This window comes from Fulvivirga marina, from assembly GCF_016775155.1.
GTDB lineage: Bacteria > Bacteroidota > Bacteroidia > Cytophagales > Cyclobacteriaceae > Fulvivirga > Fulvivirga marina.
In genome coordinates this window covers 33,758-51,693 of sequence record NZ_JAEUGD010000058.1, presented here as the reverse complement: position 1 = coordinate 51,693, position 17,936 = coordinate 33,758, and the positions used below count along the sequence as shown (strand labels likewise).

13 protein-coding genes are annotated in these 17,936 nt (G+C 40.3%); 8 read left to right on the top strand and 5 right to left on the bottom strand.

Annotated elements, in window-relative coordinates; all coding sequences use genetic code 11:
* Window positions 1-100: 100 nt before the first annotated feature.
* The 4 genes from JMN32_RS16595 to JMN32_RS16580 are packed head-to-tail and all read right to left on the bottom strand — an operon-like array spanning window position 101 to window position 5,460.
* Entirely contained in the window at window positions 101-1,288 is a 1,188-nt protein-coding gene (locus JMN32_RS16595; RefSeq protein WP_202857482.1) for an AGE family epimerase/isomerase, read from the bottom strand.
* Window positions 1,288-2,469, bottom strand: coding sequence for a glycoside hydrolase family 130 protein (locus JMN32_RS16590; protein WP_202857481.1), 1,182 nt, complete (start codon window positions 2,467-2,469; stop codon window positions 1,288-1,290). The genes JMN32_RS16595 and JMN32_RS16590 overlap by 1 nt, the downstream gene beginning before the upstream one ends.
* Window positions 2,470-2,475: 6 nt before the next feature.
* Window positions 2,476-4,308, bottom strand: coding sequence for a sodium:solute symporter family protein (locus JMN32_RS16585; protein WP_202857480.1), 1,833 nt, complete (start codon window positions 4,306-4,308; stop codon window positions 2,476-2,478).
* Window positions 4,309-4,311: 3 nt separating this feature from the next.
* Complete coding sequence (locus JMN32_RS16580) at window positions 4,312-5,460, bottom strand: glycoside hydrolase family 26 protein (protein WP_202857479.1); 1,149 nt, start codon at window positions 5,458-5,460, stop codon at window positions 4,312-4,314.
* A gap of 393 nt (window positions 5,461-5,853) precedes the next feature.
* Between JMN32_RS16580 and JMN32_RS16575 the strand changes: the two genes are divergently transcribed.
* The 4 genes from JMN32_RS16575 to JMN32_RS16560 all read left to right on the top strand — a co-directional run bounded on the left by JMN32_RS16575 (window position 5,854) and on the right by JMN32_RS16560 (window position 13,265).
* The gene (locus tag JMN32_RS16575; RefSeq protein ID WP_202857478.1) at window positions 5,854-9,033 is read left to right on the top strand and encodes a SusC/RagA family TonB-linked outer membrane protein; all 3,180 of its coding nucleotides are present in this window, start codon (window positions 5,854-5,856) and stop codon (window positions 9,031-9,033) included.
* Between the two features lie 12 nt (window positions 9,034-9,045).
* Window positions 9,046-10,653 (top strand): RagB/SusD family nutrient uptake outer membrane protein, encoded by a 1,608-nt coding sequence (locus JMN32_RS16570; protein WP_202857477.1) that lies wholly within the window; start codon window positions 9,046-9,048, stop codon window positions 10,651-10,653.
* 27 nt (window positions 10,654-10,680) lie between these two features.
* Window positions 10,681-11,736, top strand: coding sequence for an IPT/TIG domain-containing protein (locus JMN32_RS16565; protein ID WP_202857476.1), 1,056 nt, complete (start codon window positions 10,681-10,683; stop codon window positions 11,734-11,736).
* A gap of 329 nt (window positions 11,737-12,065) precedes the next feature.
* A complete protein-coding gene (locus JMN32_RS16560; protein ID WP_202857475.1) occupies window positions 12,066-13,265 on the top strand; it encodes a glycoside hydrolase family 27 protein in 1,200 nt (399 codons plus the stop codon).
* Window positions 13,266-13,361: 96 nt separating this feature from the next.
* Here JMN32_RS16560 and JMN32_RS16555 read toward each other — a convergent pair whose 3' ends face one another.
* On the bottom strand, window positions 13,362-14,990 hold the full coding sequence (locus tag JMN32_RS16555) for a hypothetical protein (RefSeq protein ID WP_202857474.1): 1,629 nt from the start codon (window positions 14,988-14,990) through the stop codon (window positions 13,362-13,364).
* A gap of 220 nt (window positions 14,991-15,210) precedes the next feature.
* Here JMN32_RS16555 and JMN32_RS16550 point away from each other — a divergent pair, with 220 nt between their 5' ends.
* The 4 genes from JMN32_RS16550 (at window position 15,211) to JMN32_RS16535 (ending at window position 17,798) form a co-directional block, all read left to right on the top strand.
* Window positions 15,211-15,702: a hypothetical protein gene (locus tag JMN32_RS16550; protein ID WP_202857473.1), complete on the top strand. Its 492-nt coding sequence runs from the start codon at window positions 15,211-15,213 to the stop codon at window positions 15,700-15,702.
* Window positions 15,703-15,812: 110 nt separating this feature from the next.
* On the top strand, window positions 15,813-16,364 hold the full coding sequence (locus JMN32_RS16545) for a hypothetical protein (protein WP_202857472.1): 552 nt from the start codon (window positions 15,813-15,815) through the stop codon (window positions 16,362-16,364).
* A complete protein-coding gene (locus JMN32_RS16540) occupies window positions 16,361-17,164 on the top strand; it encodes a sensor histidine kinase (RefSeq protein WP_202857471.1) in 804 nt (267 codons plus the stop codon). Before JMN32_RS16545 ends, JMN32_RS16540 begins: the two co-directional genes overlap by 4 nt.
* A complete protein-coding gene (locus JMN32_RS16535; RefSeq protein ID WP_202857470.1) occupies window positions 17,148-17,798 on the top strand; it encodes a response regulator transcription factor in 651 nt (216 codons plus the stop codon). The genes JMN32_RS16540 and JMN32_RS16535 overlap by 17 nt, the downstream gene beginning before the upstream one ends.
* The last annotated feature ends 138 nt before the right edge of the window (window positions 17,799-17,936 follow it).

The window sequence follows — 17,936 nt, the reverse complement described above, 5'->3', positions numbered from 1 at the left end:
CGATCAAATTAGGGTAAAGAATACATGTCAGGTAAATGCTCAACGAGCCAGGAAGCAGGCTTGTCAGCAAAGTCAATGAAATAATCAGTACAAAAACTTCTCATGTTGCTGATGCTAAAATGATACATGCGCGGGTAGTATGGTAAGGGGCCTTCCACATGCTTACTTTGTATTCCTCGGTATAGGCGTTCCCATTTCGGTCTACTCTAAAGTGCCACTCCCCATTTTGACAATCAATCAAATGTTTTTTTGTGAATTTCCAGATACCGATAGATTTTTCCAGATACCTGTTGTTCCCCGTAAGCATGTGGGCATACTTCATTCCGACCATGGCCTCTACCTGAGGCCACCAATGCCGGTCATCATCCAAAGACCCTGTATCCATGTTCTTTTCATTCATCACAGCGCCTTCAGCGTCAATAGCCTCATTCAAAAATGTATCCGCCACTTTTATGACGGATGTTTCACATGCAGTTTGTAGGTCTTTATCAGGTATGCACTTTGCAGCTTCAAGTACCAGCCAGGCCGATTCTATATCATGGCCATAAGACACTGTGTTACTGAGCAGGTTCCAGTCTCTGTCGAAAAAGAGTTCGTAATGGTTTTTCTTATTGAGAAAATTATTTTGGAAAATATTGACCAAGTGATGCAGGGAGTCCCTCACTTTTTTGCTTTTATGAATTTTAAGCAGGGTGGTATAAGCTTCCAGTATATGAAGGTGCGTATTCATGGTTTTATCTGCATTCATATCCTTGGTGCTTAGGCGTACATCATCCAGTGTGCTCCAGTCCTCACCAAAGGCCTCCATGTAGCCTCCTTTTTCGTCATCTTTGGAATACTTTTCTATACAGTCGAAGATTTCTATGGCCAGGCGTTTGGCTTCCTCATTTTGTGAGTGGATGTAGTATTCTGAAAAGGCATAGATGCAGAATGCCTGTGCATAGACTTGCTTCCTTTTATTAATTGGGTTGCCCTTATGATCTACTTCCCAAAATACACCTTTATGCCGGGTGTCATAAAAGTGATTCTTGATATAGTCAAAAGCTCTGTGGCATATAGAAGTATACTTCTGCGTTTTTAAATGATTGGAAGCCGCAGAGAAAGCCCATAATATTCTGCTGTTTAATATGATGCCTTTGGAGGCATTTGGAATTATCTGATTATAGTGATCGATCATTCCGGAAAATCCGCCATTAGCCTCATCTAATGTGTTTAGTACCCAATAGTTTAAAATACGAAGTAACTCAGCATCAAGCTCTGATCTTAATTCTATGTATGGCTCACACATCAATATAGTCCCTGATTTTTTTCAATAAGGTCCAAAATTGTTTCTACTGATTTGGCCGATGAATACCTGTCTTTTGGTGTGTTCATTACATATTCAAGCAATTTGTCTATAGATGAGACTGCTACATGCATGCGTGTATCAGAAGAAGCGTAGTAAATAAATACAGTGCCATCCTCATCTGCAACCCACCCATTGCAAAACAATACATTAGAAACATCCCCAACTCTTTCCCCGTTGATAGGAGCCATGAAATGTCCTCCCGGCTGATAGGTTACTTTGGAGATGTCATTTAAGTCAGTCATGAACATATACAAAGTATAGCGTAGGCCGGCCGCGGTGTTGCGAACACCATGGGCCAGGTGTAGCCAACCCTTGCTTGTTTTTATAGGGGCTGGCCCCAATCCATTTTTAAGTTCATAGACCGTATGGTATACCTTGTTGTTGATGACCCTTTCATCTTCCAAAATTGGATTGCATATGTCGGTAATGAAGCCTAAACCTATTCCCCCTCCGCTTCCTACTTCAATAAATCCATCCTGTGGACGTGTGTAAATAGCATATTTGCCATTGATAAATTCGGGGTGAAGCACCACATTACGCTGCTGTGATGACTTGGAGATAAGGTCTGGCAACCTTTCCCAGTTGATTAGGTCTTTAGTTCTTACAATGCCAGCATTTGCCGTTGCAGTACTGGTATCCCCTGCCGGGGCATTGGGGTCTTTTCGTTCTGTGCAAAACACCCCATAGATCCATCCGTCTTCATGGGCTGTCAATCGCATGTCGTATACATTGGTGTCCGGATTCTCCGGTATTTCAGGTATAACACACGGTTTATCCCAAAAAGTAAAGTTGTCAACGCCATTAGGGCTTTCAGCCATGGCAAAGAAAGACTTTCTGTCATTGCCTTCTACCCGAAGGCATAGCACATATTTATCTTCCCACTTAATGGCGCCGGCATTAAATGTACCATTGATACCTATTCGCTCTAAGGCATGAGGATTTGTTTCGGGATTCAAATCATACCTCCAGTGAAGTGGTGTATGATTAGCAGTTACGATTGGGTATTCATACCGGTTAAAAATACCATTAGATTCCTTTACGGGTTTGTTTTCACGGGTAATTAAACAGGCATGTTGTTTTTTGATTTCTCTGAATTGATTTTCTGTATCAGTGTTTTTCATAAGTTTTTAGTCAAGGTCAATTTTTAATTTATTCCACCAGAATTTTTTCAATAGGATTATACTAAGAGCTAGTATGGCAACAAGAATATAGATAGGGAATAGCTGCCGGAAAACGATGTACATGGGTAATAGCACCAAGGTGGTTTGAGCTATAATACCTACCGCAACATTGAACATATCTAAACCAAAATCAGCATTCTTTTTGAAGTTGCCTTTTTCCTGAACCAGCTTGCTATAAACGGGTTTCCAAAATCCCCATGGCCTTACATTAGTGTAAAAAGATTTTAAAACTGCTTCTTCTGTTGGCGGAGCAGTGTAGGTACCTCCCACACAACCAATGATCGATGTTACTAATAAGATAGGGAAGTAGTAAAGGTCGAGTGTGGCAGAGAATACGAGTGGTAAAATAAGCGCGGGGATCATACCTGCAACCATGCCCCAGAAAAAACCCTCTCCATTAAATCTCCACCAGTGCCATTTTAGTACATTGGCTACCACGTAGCTACCAAAAAGTGCGGAGACTAACCATTGTAGTACCGAGTTTACATCTTGAACGAAAAAGCCCAGAATAATACTTACACTTACCACAATGATCCCCGAACCATAATTCATCCATTTGATCTGACGATGTGTGACTTTTCCTTTTTTATGTTTCAGGTAAATATCATTGATAAGATAAGCCTGGGCGGCATTGAGCGTACCAGCAAACGTTGACATAAATGCTGCCAAAAGCCCTGCTAGTAAAAGTCCCAGCAGGCCAACTGGAGCAAATTCTTTTATGGCAGCTGGCAGGATCAATTCGAAATCTATTGTGCCTGAAGCTGTAAGCAGGTCCAATTTATCGTAAAATATCAGAGCCAGCGCAGCAAACCCTGCAATCATCAGGTAGCGGATGGGCATTAAGACCACCGAGACAAACCCACTCATTTTAGAAGCTTCCTGAGGAGATTTGGTAGAAAGAATTTTCTGCATGTCATAGTTGGGTGCTGGCCCTGCCAAACTGACCAAAACACCTTTAAATACCATCATCATGAAAAAGGCCGTGAACAGCCCATAACCATCTGATGTGATTTTTTCATTCACTGCTGGAATAATAGCGCTCCAGTCCAAATCCAGTTCCCAACCGAAAAATGGGCTCATCCACCCATCTGGAATATTGACCAAGTGGTCACCAACAGCGACGAAACCTAAATATCCGATTACCAGCGCAGCAATGGTCATTATCGAGAACTGAACGACGTCGGCCCATACAATGCCGGACATGCCCCCAAGGAGAGAATAGAACACAGCAAACAGTGTAAAAATAATACCATAAAAATGGGGTACGTAGGCAGGAGGGACATGGAAAGGCAGGTAGCCGGATACCATCTCCCAGGGTATAAAAATTTCAACAAATTTTCCCAGGCCAATAAATCCATAGGCCAAAAAGCCTAAACAACTTAACAGCGCAAATACAACAATAATGGTTTGTGAGAGTTTGCCTCCTTTCCCGGCACCGAATCGTGTATGTATCCACTCAGCACCTGTGGTTACGTTTGATCTCCTTAGCCATTTGGAAAGATAGACCATTAAAAATATCTGGTTAAAGACCGGCCATAACCAGGGTATCCAAGCGCTTTTTATTCCATAGACAAACATCAGCGTTACCAGCCAGATGGTACCTGAAATATCAAACATGCCTGATGCGTTGGAAAGCCCCAACAGATACCACGGGATGGACTTCCCACCCATTAAATAGTCTCCGGTACTTTTTTGGGCTTTCTTTCTGGCGGCCAGACCAATAATAATTGTAATAAGCAGGTAGGCTCCTATGATACCTACATCTAACAGATGAAGCATAGATCAGTAGTTGAGTTTAGAGATGTCTTTTAAGAACATGGTTTTGGGCATTGCTTCGAATCTTTTGAAATCAGTTTCGTTCATGTGTCCCTTGTAGGGCAGGTAATGGTGAGACTTTTTACTATTTCTCCAAAACAATACCCAGGCAATACCTGAATTTTCCACCACGGGGTACAAAACACTTGTAAACCAATCGGGCGTTTGTACTTTTTCAAGCCCGGTTTCTGTAAAAGCAAATAGTTTGTTTTTTTCTTCAGCGATACTCTTTACCAGTGCCAGGTCTTTGGCAACGGCAGTTTTATAATCTTCGGCATTATTAAAATCATAGATGTCTACACCAAGGATGTCCACATAATCATCTCCCGGATAGTATTTCAGGTAGTCATCACTTGGGGCAAGCTTGTTGGGAGAGTATGCATAAAGGATATTATGTAACTTGTATTTATCTCTAAGCAAGACGACCGTCTTTCTCCATAACTTAATATAATCTGAAGTAGAACAGTTGGTTTCTCCCCACCAAAACCACGAGCCATTCATTTCGTGATATGGTCTGAATATAATGGGTATGGGCCTACCTCTGTAACGTAAGGTTTTTATGAATCCTGCCAAACGCTCTACCCACAGTTCAAACTTTTCAGTGGTTTTACCTCCAGCAAGTATTTCTGCAACTGCCGGAGTTTTATCCCACGAGTCACCATCCGAAACAGGGTTGTCTGTATGCCAGCTTATGGTAATGATACCGCCTTTTTTATAAGCATCGATAATGAGCTCTCGCATAATATTAAAAGGTACGCCATCCAGGTTATGCTCAGCATTATGTTCAATGTCTCCCAGGTCAAACCCGCTAACGGCCGTAAAATCTCCAGTGATCTCGTTTGCATCGCTTCTGATCCTATCTGGATTTTCCCAATGCTTCCAGCCTATGCCATAGCTGGTGGCATCTTGTTGTCCAACAGCAAACCCTTCTTTTGAGACATAAAAAAGGGCTTTGTGTAACTTCTGTATGCTTCTGGCAGGTTTTGTGTCTACTAAATCAGGTTTTGGATACTCAGTATTGTAAAGCGATTTGCATGAACTTGATATAGCAGCCATTAAAAAGAACCATCCTATCCATGGCTTTATATAAAAATTATTAGGCTTGAGCTTCCGCATTATAATTGTATTTGAAACACTTATGTCAAAGCTAAGCATCCAGAAGGCTGACTATTAATATGATTTTATCAAAGTATTGACAAATAACTGCAAGTTTCAAAATATGGTAACGTTTTCTGTCTTTTTGTAGGGAGTGACCTCGGAAGAAAGGCTCCTGATTATCTATTATTAAAAATGTTTCGGGTTTGTTCGATAAAATCCGGTAATCTTCATTTTATCGATATTGAAGCGGGGTATACCTCTGTAAATATGCGCTGGTTAGATTAAATATATTATTGGCAATTGACAAAATAGCATTAACTAAAGGCTGATCTTTCCATTACCTTTGATAGCACTAAATAATCATTTTGCGGGCAAATAACTAAATAACCTTACCTTATAAACCGGAAGAATATGTTGAATCATTATTTAAGAAAACTAAGCAAAAGACGCATTATGCTGGTAGCGTTGTTTTGCTTTTATGGTCAGATAGTCCTGGCACAAAACCAGGTCTCGGGTACTGTGCTGGACAATAATAAGGAGCCTATGCCAGGGGTTACGGTCCTTGAAAAAGGAACCACCAATGGTACAGCCTCTGATACAGACGGGAAATTCCAGTTAACCGTTTCAGACAATGCTACATTGCTTTTTAGCTTCATTGGGTTTAGCCCTCAGGAAGTGCCTGTTAATGGACAGTCAACAATCGATATTGTGCTGGAAGAAGACATCAGCATGTTGGGGGAAGTTGTTGTTATAGGTTATGGATCAATTGAGAAATCAAATGTAACAACATCAATATCATCTCTCGACCAGAAAAAAATTGAGAACCTTCCTCTGGCGGGGGTAGATCAGGCTATTCAGGGGCGCTTGGCCGGTGTATCCGTTAGCTCCAATGGTGGGCAGCCAGGAGGAGGTGTCTCGGTTCGTATAAGGGGATTGACCTCAGTGAATGGTAATGAGCCTCTTTATGTAATTGATGGGGTTCCAATTGCAGCAGAAAGCAATTCGCTCAACCAGAACTTCCTTGGAGGAGGAGAAGGGCAAACTACTCAGAGCGTGTTGGCCACACTTAATCCTTCCGATATTGAGTCCATTGATGTGCTAAAGGATGCATCGGCACAAGCTATTTACGGTTCTAGGGCAGCAAACGGTGTAGTTTTAATTACAACTAAAAAAGGAAAAATAGGTGAGGGGAAACTTACTTTTAATACTTTTTACGGTGTTCAGACGATTCCTAAAAAGCTTGACGTACTGGATTTGCAGGAATACGCAAGGTATCAAAGTGCAGTTACAGCAGAAATCAATGAGGTGACCGGAGGGAATACACCTGTTAATCCTGAGTATGCCGACCCTTCAATTTTAGGGCACGGTACTGACTGGCAGGATGAAATATACCAAAAAGGGAGTGTACAGAGCAATGTGCTGGCACTATCAGGAGGTCAAAACAAGACCAATTATTACTTTTCACTAGGGCAGTTCAACCAAAAAGGAATACTTATAGGGACCGACTTTGAAAGATACTCTTTAAGAGCCAATGTTGACAGTGATTTAAAAGAGTGGTTAACAGCTGGTTTTAGTATAAATGCAAGTCGAAGCAATCAGCGTATAGGGCTTACTGATGCGTTTGATGCAGTTACGAGTGTTGTACTTTATAACAGCCCTTCTGCTCCGGTAAGGGATGTGCATGGTGATTACGTAGGACAGATCAGAGTAGGGAATTCTTTGGTGGGTAACCCGTCAAATCCTGTAGCGCAGGCCAATTTAAGAGATGTCCGATCTATTAACTCACGACTCATAGGTTCAGTTTATGGAGAGATTAAGTTCATTGAGGGGCTTTCTCTAAGAAATGAGTTGAATTATGATTACACGCTGGCCGATGGCAAGGCGTACCAGCCCTTTGTTGAGAACGAAGAACTCAACGTCAGCATAATTAGCCCGAGTAAGCTTATGGAGCAAAGAAATCAAAGCTTGTATTATGTAATTAAGAACTACTTAACCTACAGTAAGACATTTGGTAGTGTTCATAATGTATATGTAACGCTGGGGCATGAGGCTCAACATAATAAATATGACTATCTGCAAGCCAGTAGAGTAAACCTTACATTGAATTTGCCTTCGCTGAATGCTGGAGAGGGTGGTAATGACTCAGGAGAAATGATTGGAGGAGGAGCAGGTGAATGGGCGATGGAATCCTATTTCGGTAGGTTAAACTACGCCTACAAAGATAAATATGCTTTAAGTGCCACGTTGAGAGCAGATGGCTCTTCAAGCTTTGGTTCAAACAACAGATGGGGGTACTTTCCTGCTGTGTCTGCGGCATGGACTATCACCAATGAACCTTTTGCAAGTGATCTCCCTGTGGTAAACAGCTTAAAATTAAGGGCTGGTTATGGTGTCGTAGGAAATCAAAATACAGGCGCTAATCTGTATACGGCCAATGTTAACCTCGTAAATATTTCAGCCTTTGGTAATGGAAGCGTACCCGCCAATGTGCCTAACCCAGACTTGGGTTGGGAGTCTGTAGTAACTTATAATACAGGCATTGATGCATCACTATTGGAGAGCAAAATCGAGCTATCTGTGGATTTGTATAAGAAAGTATCCACTGATATGTTGTTGAATACGCAATTAGGAGCTTTTTCAGGTTTGGGAACAGAATGGGATGATATAAAAACCCCGGTAACTAACGATGGTCAAATTACAAATAGAGGGATAGATATTAGTTTGACCTCTAATAATATTAGTAAAGAAAACCTCACTTGGTCTACCACTGCCGTATTTAGTCATTATAAAAATGAGCTGGACTTCTTAAATACTTCTGATGCCGCCGTAAAGGGGGAATTTGATGAGTATGGTACGAAATCACTAGTAGCATATACCCAGGCAGGTTACCCGGTGGGAGTGTTCTACGGTTATGTGACCGATGGCTTATATACCACAGAAGAAGAATTGAATAGCCTTGAAACAGGGTTGGATGTAAAACCTGATGGCTTATGGTATGGGGATATTAAGTATAAGGACCTTGATGGGAATGGTATTATTGATGACCAGGATGTAGAGGTCATCGGGGATCCTAACCCTGATTTTACCCTTGGGTTGACCAATACGGTAAGTTATAAAGGTATTGATTTGAGTGTATTCGTTTACGGAAGTTTTGGTGGTGACATTTTCAACTATACCCGAAGACAGACCGAAGCGATGAATAGTTTATATAACAACCAATCGGCTAGTGTTTTAGATCGATATACAGCTGACAATACAGGTGCAGACATTCCACGATATAACCAGTGGCATGACAACAACCGTAGAATTTCAGACAGATATATCGAGGATGGAACATATGTGAGACTTCAAAACGTACAGTTGGGGTATAATTTCCCAAAAGCGCTTTTAAGCAAAGCTAAAATCTCGGCGCTGAAGTTATACATATCAGGTCAAAACTTACTGACCTTCACCGACTACAGCGGATATGATCCTGAATTGGGTAAAATCAGTGACCAGGCAACTAGCAGTAAAGGAATACTGATTAATGTTGACAATGGTCGTTATCCCGTTCCTCGCGCATATACAGTTGGATTAAATATTGAATTTTAAAACACTAGAAAGATGAAGACTAAATTCACATTAATAATAAGCTTTATCCTTAGTTTAACAATATCATCATGCGAAAAGGAGTATCTGGAATACCCTTCTACTACTCAGCCTACTGTTGATAACTACTACAATACGGCAGGGGAGGTTTACGGCGCTACTGGTTTATTGTATGGTCGTGTGTGGAGCAGATGGTTTGACAAGGCATTCACCTCTGTTGGTGATGTGTTGGGAGGTACAGTAACCGGTGTTGCTGGGAATAGCCAATATAACTCGTTCTACAATTTCAACATACAAAGTACCGATGGGTTAGTCGGTGATACATGGACATCTTGCTATAAGGCAGCAGGTAATGCTTCCGTATTGATTGAAACCTTTGAGTTGAAAAAGGAGCAAATTGGAGAACAACCCTTTTTAACAATAGGAATCGCTGAAGCTCGCTTTATCAGGGCATTTGCTTATTTCTACATAGCACGTACATTCGGTGATGCTCCGATTGTTGAGAGCCCATTGGCGTTGACGAAATCTGGTAATAGTCTTGTGCCCAGGTATTTTCAGGCTGATGTGCTGCGATTTGCTATAGAAGATCTGAAGTTTGCTGAAGAAAATCTGCCAGAGGCGGCTTATCAGTTAGGTAGAGTTACCTCATATTCAGCCAAGGGACTGATGGCTAAGGTTTATCTGTACATGAAAGATTATGATAATGCCAAAGCAAAAGCAAAAGAAGTAATTGACTATGCAAATGCTACAGGGCTTATTGGCCTGTATCCGGATTATAATGAATTGTTTACTTCTTCAGTAGTAGGAAGGGGAAATGTTGAATCTCTGTTCGCTTTACAATGGACAACAGATGCCAGCTGGAATGGTGGCAACCGTTTTATGACGTATGCAGCCCCTAAACCGTTGGTGGCGCCCGCCCCTACCAATTCTACAGCTGGATGGTCTGCGGTAATTCCATCAATTGATATGCTGGATCCTGCTACCGGCTATGCTAATGGAGACATGAGGCGTCAATGGTCTGTGATGGAGCATGGCTTTCATAGAGATGACTGGGTGAATGACAGCTACCCGGGAGGTTTTACTTATGATACTACCGGAATGGCAACAGATAATACTTATATCTTTACGGCTACAAGGTCGAATATTCAAAAATATATGGTAGGCCCTAACAGGTCAGGGGAGCCTGTAAATACTAACGCACATAGCAGTATGCCTACCTACATTTTACGTTATGCCGATGTGCTTTTGATCTACGCAGAGGCTGCCATGGGTGGAGGCGGAGCTACAGCAGATGCACAAGCACTGGAAGCTTTTAATGCAGTTCACACAAGAGCTGGGCTAGATCCTGTAACAAACCTTACTATTGATGAATTACTGCATGAGCGTAAGGTGGAATTTGCTTTCGAGGGTGATTACTGGTTTGATATACAACGTCAGGGATTGGCCAAGGCAAGTGAAATGGTGGCTAACCAGGAAAGAGGAACATACGATAATAACAAGGTTTTAAATAGCTTCAAAGCTACCATACCATCAGGATTTAATCTTTACCTGCCTGTACCTCAGAGTGAAACAGTTATTAATCCCTTGTTATTGGATGACCCTGTTTCTTATTATGACAACTAATCATTCTTTGAATAATAAAATACTGATATGAAAAGATATATAAATACATCCTTATCCATCGTACTGCTTTTGTCGGTGCTACTATATGCGTGTGACTTGGAGGAGCCAGCTCCTGCCGGACCATCAGATAACCCTCAGATAAGTGAGGTTTTACCTGCTGAGGGTGTGGCTAATGAAACACTTACTTTGAAAGGAAGTGGACTGGGAAACATTACCTCAGTGGTATTTTCAAGTGATAGTGTGCCTGTTTATATAAACCCTACACTTAATACCGATCAAGCTTTTATTTTTAGGGTGCCTCTAGATGCATTGACCGGTGAACAGAATATTATCTTCACCAATGGAAAGGGTGTTGAGTTTACTGTTCCATTTAAAGTGCTGGGATTCCCTACAGTAACTGAAGTTTCTAACTATAATTTCAGTGCTGATGAAGAGATTACTTTAACAGGTAAAAATCTCATTGACGTTACGCAGGTTCTGATTACGGGTACTTCAACTGAGATTACTATTGTGTCTCAAACGGCCACTTCTCTAACCGTTAAAATGCCTGCCAGTGAATTAAATGAGTTTACGCTTTCTATCGAAAATTCAACAGGGGTAACTGAGACGGAGCAGGTATTTGTCAATAGAGATAAAGCATTTTTGATTTTTACCGATGACTACGCACCAGGTTATATGGATGCCACTTGGGGTGCGCCGGGTGCCATTAGTACAGAGGTGTTCAAATCAGGAACAGCTTCAGTAGGTAAAAAGTATGAGACAGGTACCTGGAGTGTTTTTGGGTTTGGATGGACTAATACTGCCAATGACAGTTTTAAATACTTGTCTTTTTGGGTAAAAGGAGGATCAATTGATCTGGATCTATACATCTTCTCACAGCAAAGTCCGAGTTATTTTGATACTTTTTCGGATTTCAATAAAATCAGTGTTCCTGCCAATGAATGGACCTATTTTAAGATTCCGGTTGATCAGTTGAAATTATGGGAGAATGGTCCTGAATGGAACCACTTGGGATGGAGAATCCAGGGACCTGATAATGGTGATGAAACTATTTATCTTGACGATGTGATGTTTGTTCGTTAAGGCAGTATCAAAAACTATCTAGTAGTATGCTTCATATAGTAGTTGTTGCATAAGAAAAGACCGCGTTTCGCGGTCTTTTCTTATGTTATATACCTGCAGAATTTATAGAAACCATGAAATGGGCCTAAACTTTAGGAGCCTTAAATTATAATGACAAAGGGGTAAGTGTATTCGGGGCTCACGTGGCCATCAGAAATAACTTATATATGAAATGACCATGAGGTAATGCCATAACCAACTGAAGGGGAATGTTAAGAACCTTCTGACAGCAAAGCGGCATTAGTCATTTTGGTTATTCCCTATAACTGTCGACAAACTAACATATACACATGAAATATTTATTTTTTATTACTTCAGTTCTAATATCATTTAACCTTCAGGCGCAAAAGTTCGAAGGGCTTGCCCCAACACCTCCCTTGGGTTGGAACAGTTGGAATACATTTGCTACTGACATCAACGAGCAATTGGTAAAAGACATTGCGGATAAGTTTGTAGAGTTGGGTCTCAAAGATGCCGGGTACGAGTACATTGTTTTGGATGACGGGTGGATGGCCAGAGAAAGGGATGCTGACGGAAATTTGGTGGCTGACCCTGAAAAATTCCCCAGTGGAATGAAAGCACTCGCGGCATATATTCATTCCAAAGGGTTAAAATTTGGCTTGTATAATTGTGCGGGTTCCGAAACCTGCGCCGGATACCCGGGTAGCCGAGGTTATGAGTATCAGGATGCTCGTTTGTATGCTTCATGGGATGTAGATTTTCTGAAATATGACTGGTGCAATACCGAAAAACTGAATGCAGAAGGAGCCTATATAACCATGAGAGATGCGCTGGCTAAAGCCGGAAGACCTGTTGTTTTTAGTATTTGTGAGTGGGGTGATAATGAGCCTTGGAATTGGGGTAAGGACATTGGTCATATGTGGCGTGTTTCTGGGGATATTTCAAATTGCTGGGACTGTGAGGATAACCACGGAACCTGGTCATCATGGGGTGTTTGGAAAATTATCAATATGCATGAGAATATCAGATCAGCAACAGGCCCGGACCATTGGAATGACTTTGATATGATGGAGGTAGGGAATGGAATGACAGCTGCAGAGGACAGAAGTCATTTTGCCATGTGGAGCATGCTGGCATCACCACTGATTATGGGTAATGATTTGCGTTCGGCAACGAAAGAGACCATAAAAACGCTTACGAACAAAGAAGTAATTCAGGTGAATCAGGACTCTCTCGGTATTCAGGGGTTTAGGGTTTCTAATGATAATAACATTGAAATATGGGCTAAGCCGTTAGCCAATGGTTCTTGGGCGATGACCTTTGTCAATATGAACGAAGAACCTGCTCAGTTGAGCTTTGACTGGAGTAAGCATAAAATTATTGATGAAGAAAATGCTAAGAAACTGGATTTGCAACAAAAGACTTATCAGGTAAGAGACCTGTTCAATCACAAAAAATTGAAAGATACAAAGCACAAGCTTAAAGCCACTATTGGCGTGCACGATGTGCTGATGATCAGGCTGGATTAATTCCTCTAAACCTAACCCTCCAAGGATTCGAAATCCTTGGAGGGTTAATAAGCAGCCCTTTAATGAATGCCAATCTAGTGTCCATCAAAACATTATTCAATAGGAAGCGCAAGCTTCTTTAATCCTCTGCTCAATCCTTCTGTTGAAAATTGCAGTTATTGTTATAAACCCGGGAACCTGAGTCTTAAAAGTCGCTAAAGCAGCTTCAATTTGTTCACTAAGTTGAAGCATTTCGAGGCACTGGGCATCTGTCTTAAACCTAGTTAGCTTGCCTTGTTTTTGAGTGAATTCGGAACTCAGTTTTTGGTATTGACTGATAGCCTGTTGAAGCTCATGAGCTTTTGCCTTAACCTGATCTGCTCTATTGGATCCCATTTTGTCAAGAGCACCAATCAACAGACCTACACCCCCATATATACCGGCAGCTACAGGGTTTGAAGAGGCAGTTATAGCATACAATCCATCGGCACCGGTATATATATCTTGTATGTTTGATATCTGCTCTTGGTTTCTGGCCACTTTTTGAGAGGCGTATTGCAGGTAACATAAAGGTTTGCGAACAGCCTCAAGAAATTCCTTTTCCGACTTTTCAAATTTTTCAAGAGCAGCATTATATCTGTACATTCCTTCTTTAGATGTTGAATTAGTTACTTTAACTACCAGAGTACAGGTACTAGAAAGACCTGATGGGGCTATAGCTTTAAGTCTTATATTTGTCTCAACAAGCTCTTCTCCTCTGGTGTCAGGTAAAACATCTTCATTAGGAGTCCATGAGAAAACATTTGCATCCTGATTGATACTATAATTGGAAATTTTGTTGTCATCAACTTCTACCAGGCATAACTCATTGGTTGCAGGGTTTATAGCTTTTATCATTTCCACTTTTAGCGTCTGTCCCTCATAGGCTACTTGATGGTTGGGTAATACTCTTTGGTTATTACCGTCACACATGCTAAAAGATGGCGTGGTACTTTCTGCAACAATTACAAAATTAATGGTTGCTATATCGGAACGTTGGCCTAGACGGTCTTTAGCTCTCAATTTTATTGAGAACTTATCGGCAGGAGGAGCAGGTGTAGGCCCAAAATGCGTGAATTTAATGATACCCTTATCTAAATCATCTGTATTAATTCTAACATTATCTTGGATAACCATTAGTTGGAGTGTTGATATATCTTCATCCTCAAAGAGTAAGAGATTTTCACCATCGTCACCTCCAAATAAATTATATTTCACCTCAATGAGTGCACCATTAACAGCAATTTGCTGAATAAATTCATCCTTTACAGATAATTTCGGAGGCAGGTCCCGTTCAATTGGAAGTTGAATTAAATAGGAATTGCAACCTGCCTCTCGTTGTAATGAGTCAGAGGCATATATTGGTCTGACCTTAATGGAAACCTGGGCGTCTGCCTTAAAATCTGTAAGTGGAGTCCAAACTAATGTTTTGCCATTTACCCTGGATTCAGATACCACATCCATCGTTGCAGGTTTGTTGATTATTTCAAATGAGATAATATTCGTGTTATAGGGTATCAGACTAATCCTGGTGTAAACTTCACGCTTTATGATACTACTCATACTTACTCGAAATATGGGCTTGCTACTACACATAACATCTCCTATCATTTGTCCCCCTTCGGGAACAAAGTGAGATTCCGGTAGATCTTCTCCGTACATAAGTGATGGTAAGATCAGAGTTAGAATAATGATTAACTTTTTCATGATAATGTTGATTTGGTTAATAAATTGATGGTTTAAACTCCTTCGTAGAGGGTAATATAAAGGTAGTTTGATGGCTAGTTGCCTTCCAGAGGAGAATGCCTGAAAGTGAAGCAGGGAAAAACCTGATAATAGTTATAATTATCCTGTTTCTGCTATGGCTACTGGTTAAAAGTTAATTTGTCCCTTAACTTGACAATATGTTAAACCAAACACTTTAATCATGAACATAAAAGACAATAACACCGCAATGAAAATTGATAGCCATCTTATCAACAGAAAAGAAGCTAATGAAATTATAGGCACCTATTTTTTGATGAACAAGCATATTAACCGAAAGTATGCAGGGACGGAGCCTGAACCTCTGAAAAGGACAGAAGCGATGTATAACAAGCTTATGAAGGACAAGGAGAACTTCAATGCTTTTATATTTAAAAAAGAAGACATTGAAGATTTTTTCGCTAAAGGAGCTACTCATCTAATGATTGTTTTAGGAGCGCATCTGAACGAACATATAGAATTTCCGAATTTTAAGAAGGGATCATTCACTGTTGTGGCTGCTGGTTGTACTAAGGAAGAAACTAATGGTAATGAAACTATATACCGCTCTCTGAACGTAGACTATCCGGCAACAGAATATCCGCCTAAGGTTCTTAAAGAAACATTAAATGCATTGGAGGAAGAAAAAAGTTTGGTCTTTGTCATTCAAGAATAATATATTCATGCATCCAAGACATCATAAATAAAATATCTATTTGGAGCATTTTGTTACCAGCTGTAGCAGGATGCTTCTTTTACACCAGGCTTTCAAACAAGTCCAGGCTGATGTTGCTTTTGGTTTTAATAGCCTGTATTCCTCAGTTGGCAAGAGCATTTTTGGGTAGGGTCTCCATCTTAAATGTCTTTTATAATATTAATGTAGGAGCAGAATTTGTGATATTGTACTTCTTTTTTAATGATGGTTATAGCTCTAGAAGACAGAAAATCTTTAAAATATTAGGTGTACTTTGCCTGCTGTTCGGAGTTTTCTCTATTAGCTATTGGGGAGTTAAAACAAAGTTTCTGACTGAATGGCTTTGCCTTAATAACCTTGTTTATACCTCCTGGATATTGCTTAGCGTACTTGATATTTATGAAGATGACAATCGCCTGCTCCATACCAGGAGATCATATCTACTATTCCTGTTGGGATTGTTTCTTTATACCTCATGTACGATCCTGATCTTTGGTTTGTGGCACTACATCATGGCTACTAGTGATAGTCTTCTTAAGAATCTGTGGATTATACATGACATATTCAATACCATCATGTATATAGTTTTTTTTATAGGCTTTTACAGTGATTATAGAGGGTGGGAAAAATCCATATCACTATGAAAGAATATCCTATATCAGATATAGTTATAGCCATTACAGCTGGATCATTGTTACTTTTTCTTCTATGTACTTTTATTGTTGCATTTACACTTGTATTCGTAAGAAAGCGCCAGCAGCATAAAATAGAAAAGCAGCAGATCAAAGAGCAATTCTCAAAGAACCTGCTTGAAGCACAGCTTGAAATTCGTGAAGAAACATTGAGACATATTGGTTACGAGTTACACGATAACCTAGGCCAGATAGCGAGTCTGATAAAGATTAATTTGAATATAATTGACCTAGATGCAAGAGAAAAAGCGGAAGAAAAGTTGGGTGAAACAAGAAACCTAATAAGAAAACTGATAGCAGATATTAAAGAACTTAGTATTTCATTGAATAGTGACAGGGTAGTTAGTACCGGTTTGTTTAAGGGGTTGAAAGGCGAGGTTGAACGCATCAAAAAGCTTGGACTACATGAAGTGACCTTTGACTGTGATGTAAAAAATATTGAGCCTAATCCCCATAAAACAATTATACTTTTTCGTATGTCACAGGAAATTCTGAATAACGCTCTTAAACATAGTAATGCAACCAGTATATCTGTTTGGGCCGAAGTGTCGGATGATTTTCTTACATTGATCTTTAAAGACAACGGTGTGGGCTTTAATGTTGATAAAGCAGTCAATCATGGAGGTTCCGGGCTCCTGAATCTTAAAACCCGGGCAAAATTGATACATGCAACGCTTAAAGTAAACAGCACGGCTCATACAGGAACTGAAATTATAATTAACGTACCAATTTCCAATGAATCCAACTATTAAACTAGCCCTGGTAGACGATCATAAACTATTCCGGGGTGGACTTCGCAGTTTGATTGAATCCATTTCAGATAAGTATATTGTTGAGTTTGAAGCCGATAATGGACTGGATCTTCAGGATAAACTCAATTCACAGAGTACACCTGATATTATATTGATGGATGTAAACATGCCTGAAATGAATGGGTTTGAGACCGTTGAATGGCTTTCCCAACATTTTCCTGGCATCCGTATTCTGGTTTTGAGCATGATCGAAAAAGAAGAAACCATTGTCAAAATGTTGAAACTTGGTGTTAAGGGCTATTTATGTAAAGATGCTGAGCCGGGGGAATTTAAAGAGGCTCTATCTTCAATTTATAATAAGGGCTATTATTATACAGATTTTGTTACAGGAAAATTGATTCACTCATTGCAAAATGAAGATACTAAGGATTCATTTTATGATATTAATGAAAGAGAAAGAGAGTTCCTCAGGCTGGCCTGTTCAGAGATGACCTACAATCAGATTGCGGATCAAATGTGTCTTAGTCCTAAAACAATTGACGGTTATCGGATGGCACTTTTTGAAAGATTTAATATCAAAAGCAGGGTTGGGCTTGTCTTATGGTCGATTAAAAATGACTTGGTTGAATATTGAAATACTCAATGAGTTGCTAAACTGGATATGTCGGTTTAAAAAGCAAAATCCTTACTGGTCACAAGCTTAACGCCACTATTGGTGTGCACGATGTGCTGATGATCAGGCTGGATTAATTTTTACTACCAACCAACCCTC

What these genes read in the sequence shown, in the direction of transcription:
- JMN32_RS16595 (WP_202857482.1), bottom strand. Translation starts at nt 1,288, where the DNA reads ATGTGTGAGCCATACATAGAATTAAGATCAGAGCTTGATGCTGAGTTA.
- JMN32_RS16590 (WP_202857481.1), bottom strand. Translation starts at nt 2,469, where the DNA reads ATGAAAAACACTGATACAGAAAATCAATTCAGAGAAATCAAAAAACAA.
- JMN32_RS16585 (WP_202857480.1), bottom strand. Translation starts at nt 4,308, where the DNA reads ATGCTTCATCTGTTAGATGTAGGTATCATAGGAGCCTACCTGCTTATT.
- JMN32_RS16580 (WP_202857479.1), bottom strand. Translation starts at nt 5,460, where the DNA reads ATGCGGAAGCTCAAGCCTAATAATTTTTATATAAAGCCATGGATAGGA.
- JMN32_RS16575 (WP_202857478.1), top strand. Translation starts at nt 5,854, where the DNA reads ATGTTGAATCATTATTTAAGAAAACTAAGCAAAAGACGCATTATGCTG.
- JMN32_RS16570 (WP_202857477.1), top strand. Translation starts at nt 9,046, where the DNA reads ATGAAGACTAAATTCACATTAATAATAAGCTTTATCCTTAGTTTAACA.
- JMN32_RS16565 (WP_202857476.1), top strand. Translation starts at nt 10,681, where the DNA reads ATGAAAAGATATATAAATACATCCTTATCCATCGTACTGCTTTTGTCG.
- JMN32_RS16560 (WP_202857475.1), top strand. Translation starts at nt 12,066, where the DNA reads ATGAAATATTTATTTTTTATTACTTCAGTTCTAATATCATTTAACCTT.
- JMN32_RS16555 (WP_202857474.1), bottom strand. Translation starts at nt 14,990, where the DNA reads ATGAAAAAGTTAATCATTATTCTAACTCTGATCTTACCATCACTTATG.
- JMN32_RS16550 (WP_202857473.1), top strand. Translation starts at nt 15,211, where the DNA reads ATGAACATAAAAGACAATAACACCGCAATGAAAATTGATAGCCATCTT.
- JMN32_RS16545 (WP_202857472.1), top strand. Translation starts at nt 15,813, where the DNA reads ATGTTGCTTTTGGTTTTAATAGCCTGTATTCCTCAGTTGGCAAGAGCA.
- JMN32_RS16540 (WP_202857471.1), top strand. Translation starts at nt 16,361, where the DNA reads ATGAAAGAATATCCTATATCAGATATAGTTATAGCCATTACAGCTGGA.
- JMN32_RS16535 (WP_202857470.1), top strand. Translation starts at nt 17,148, where the DNA reads ATGAATCCAACTATTAAACTAGCCCTGGTAGACGATCATAAACTATTC.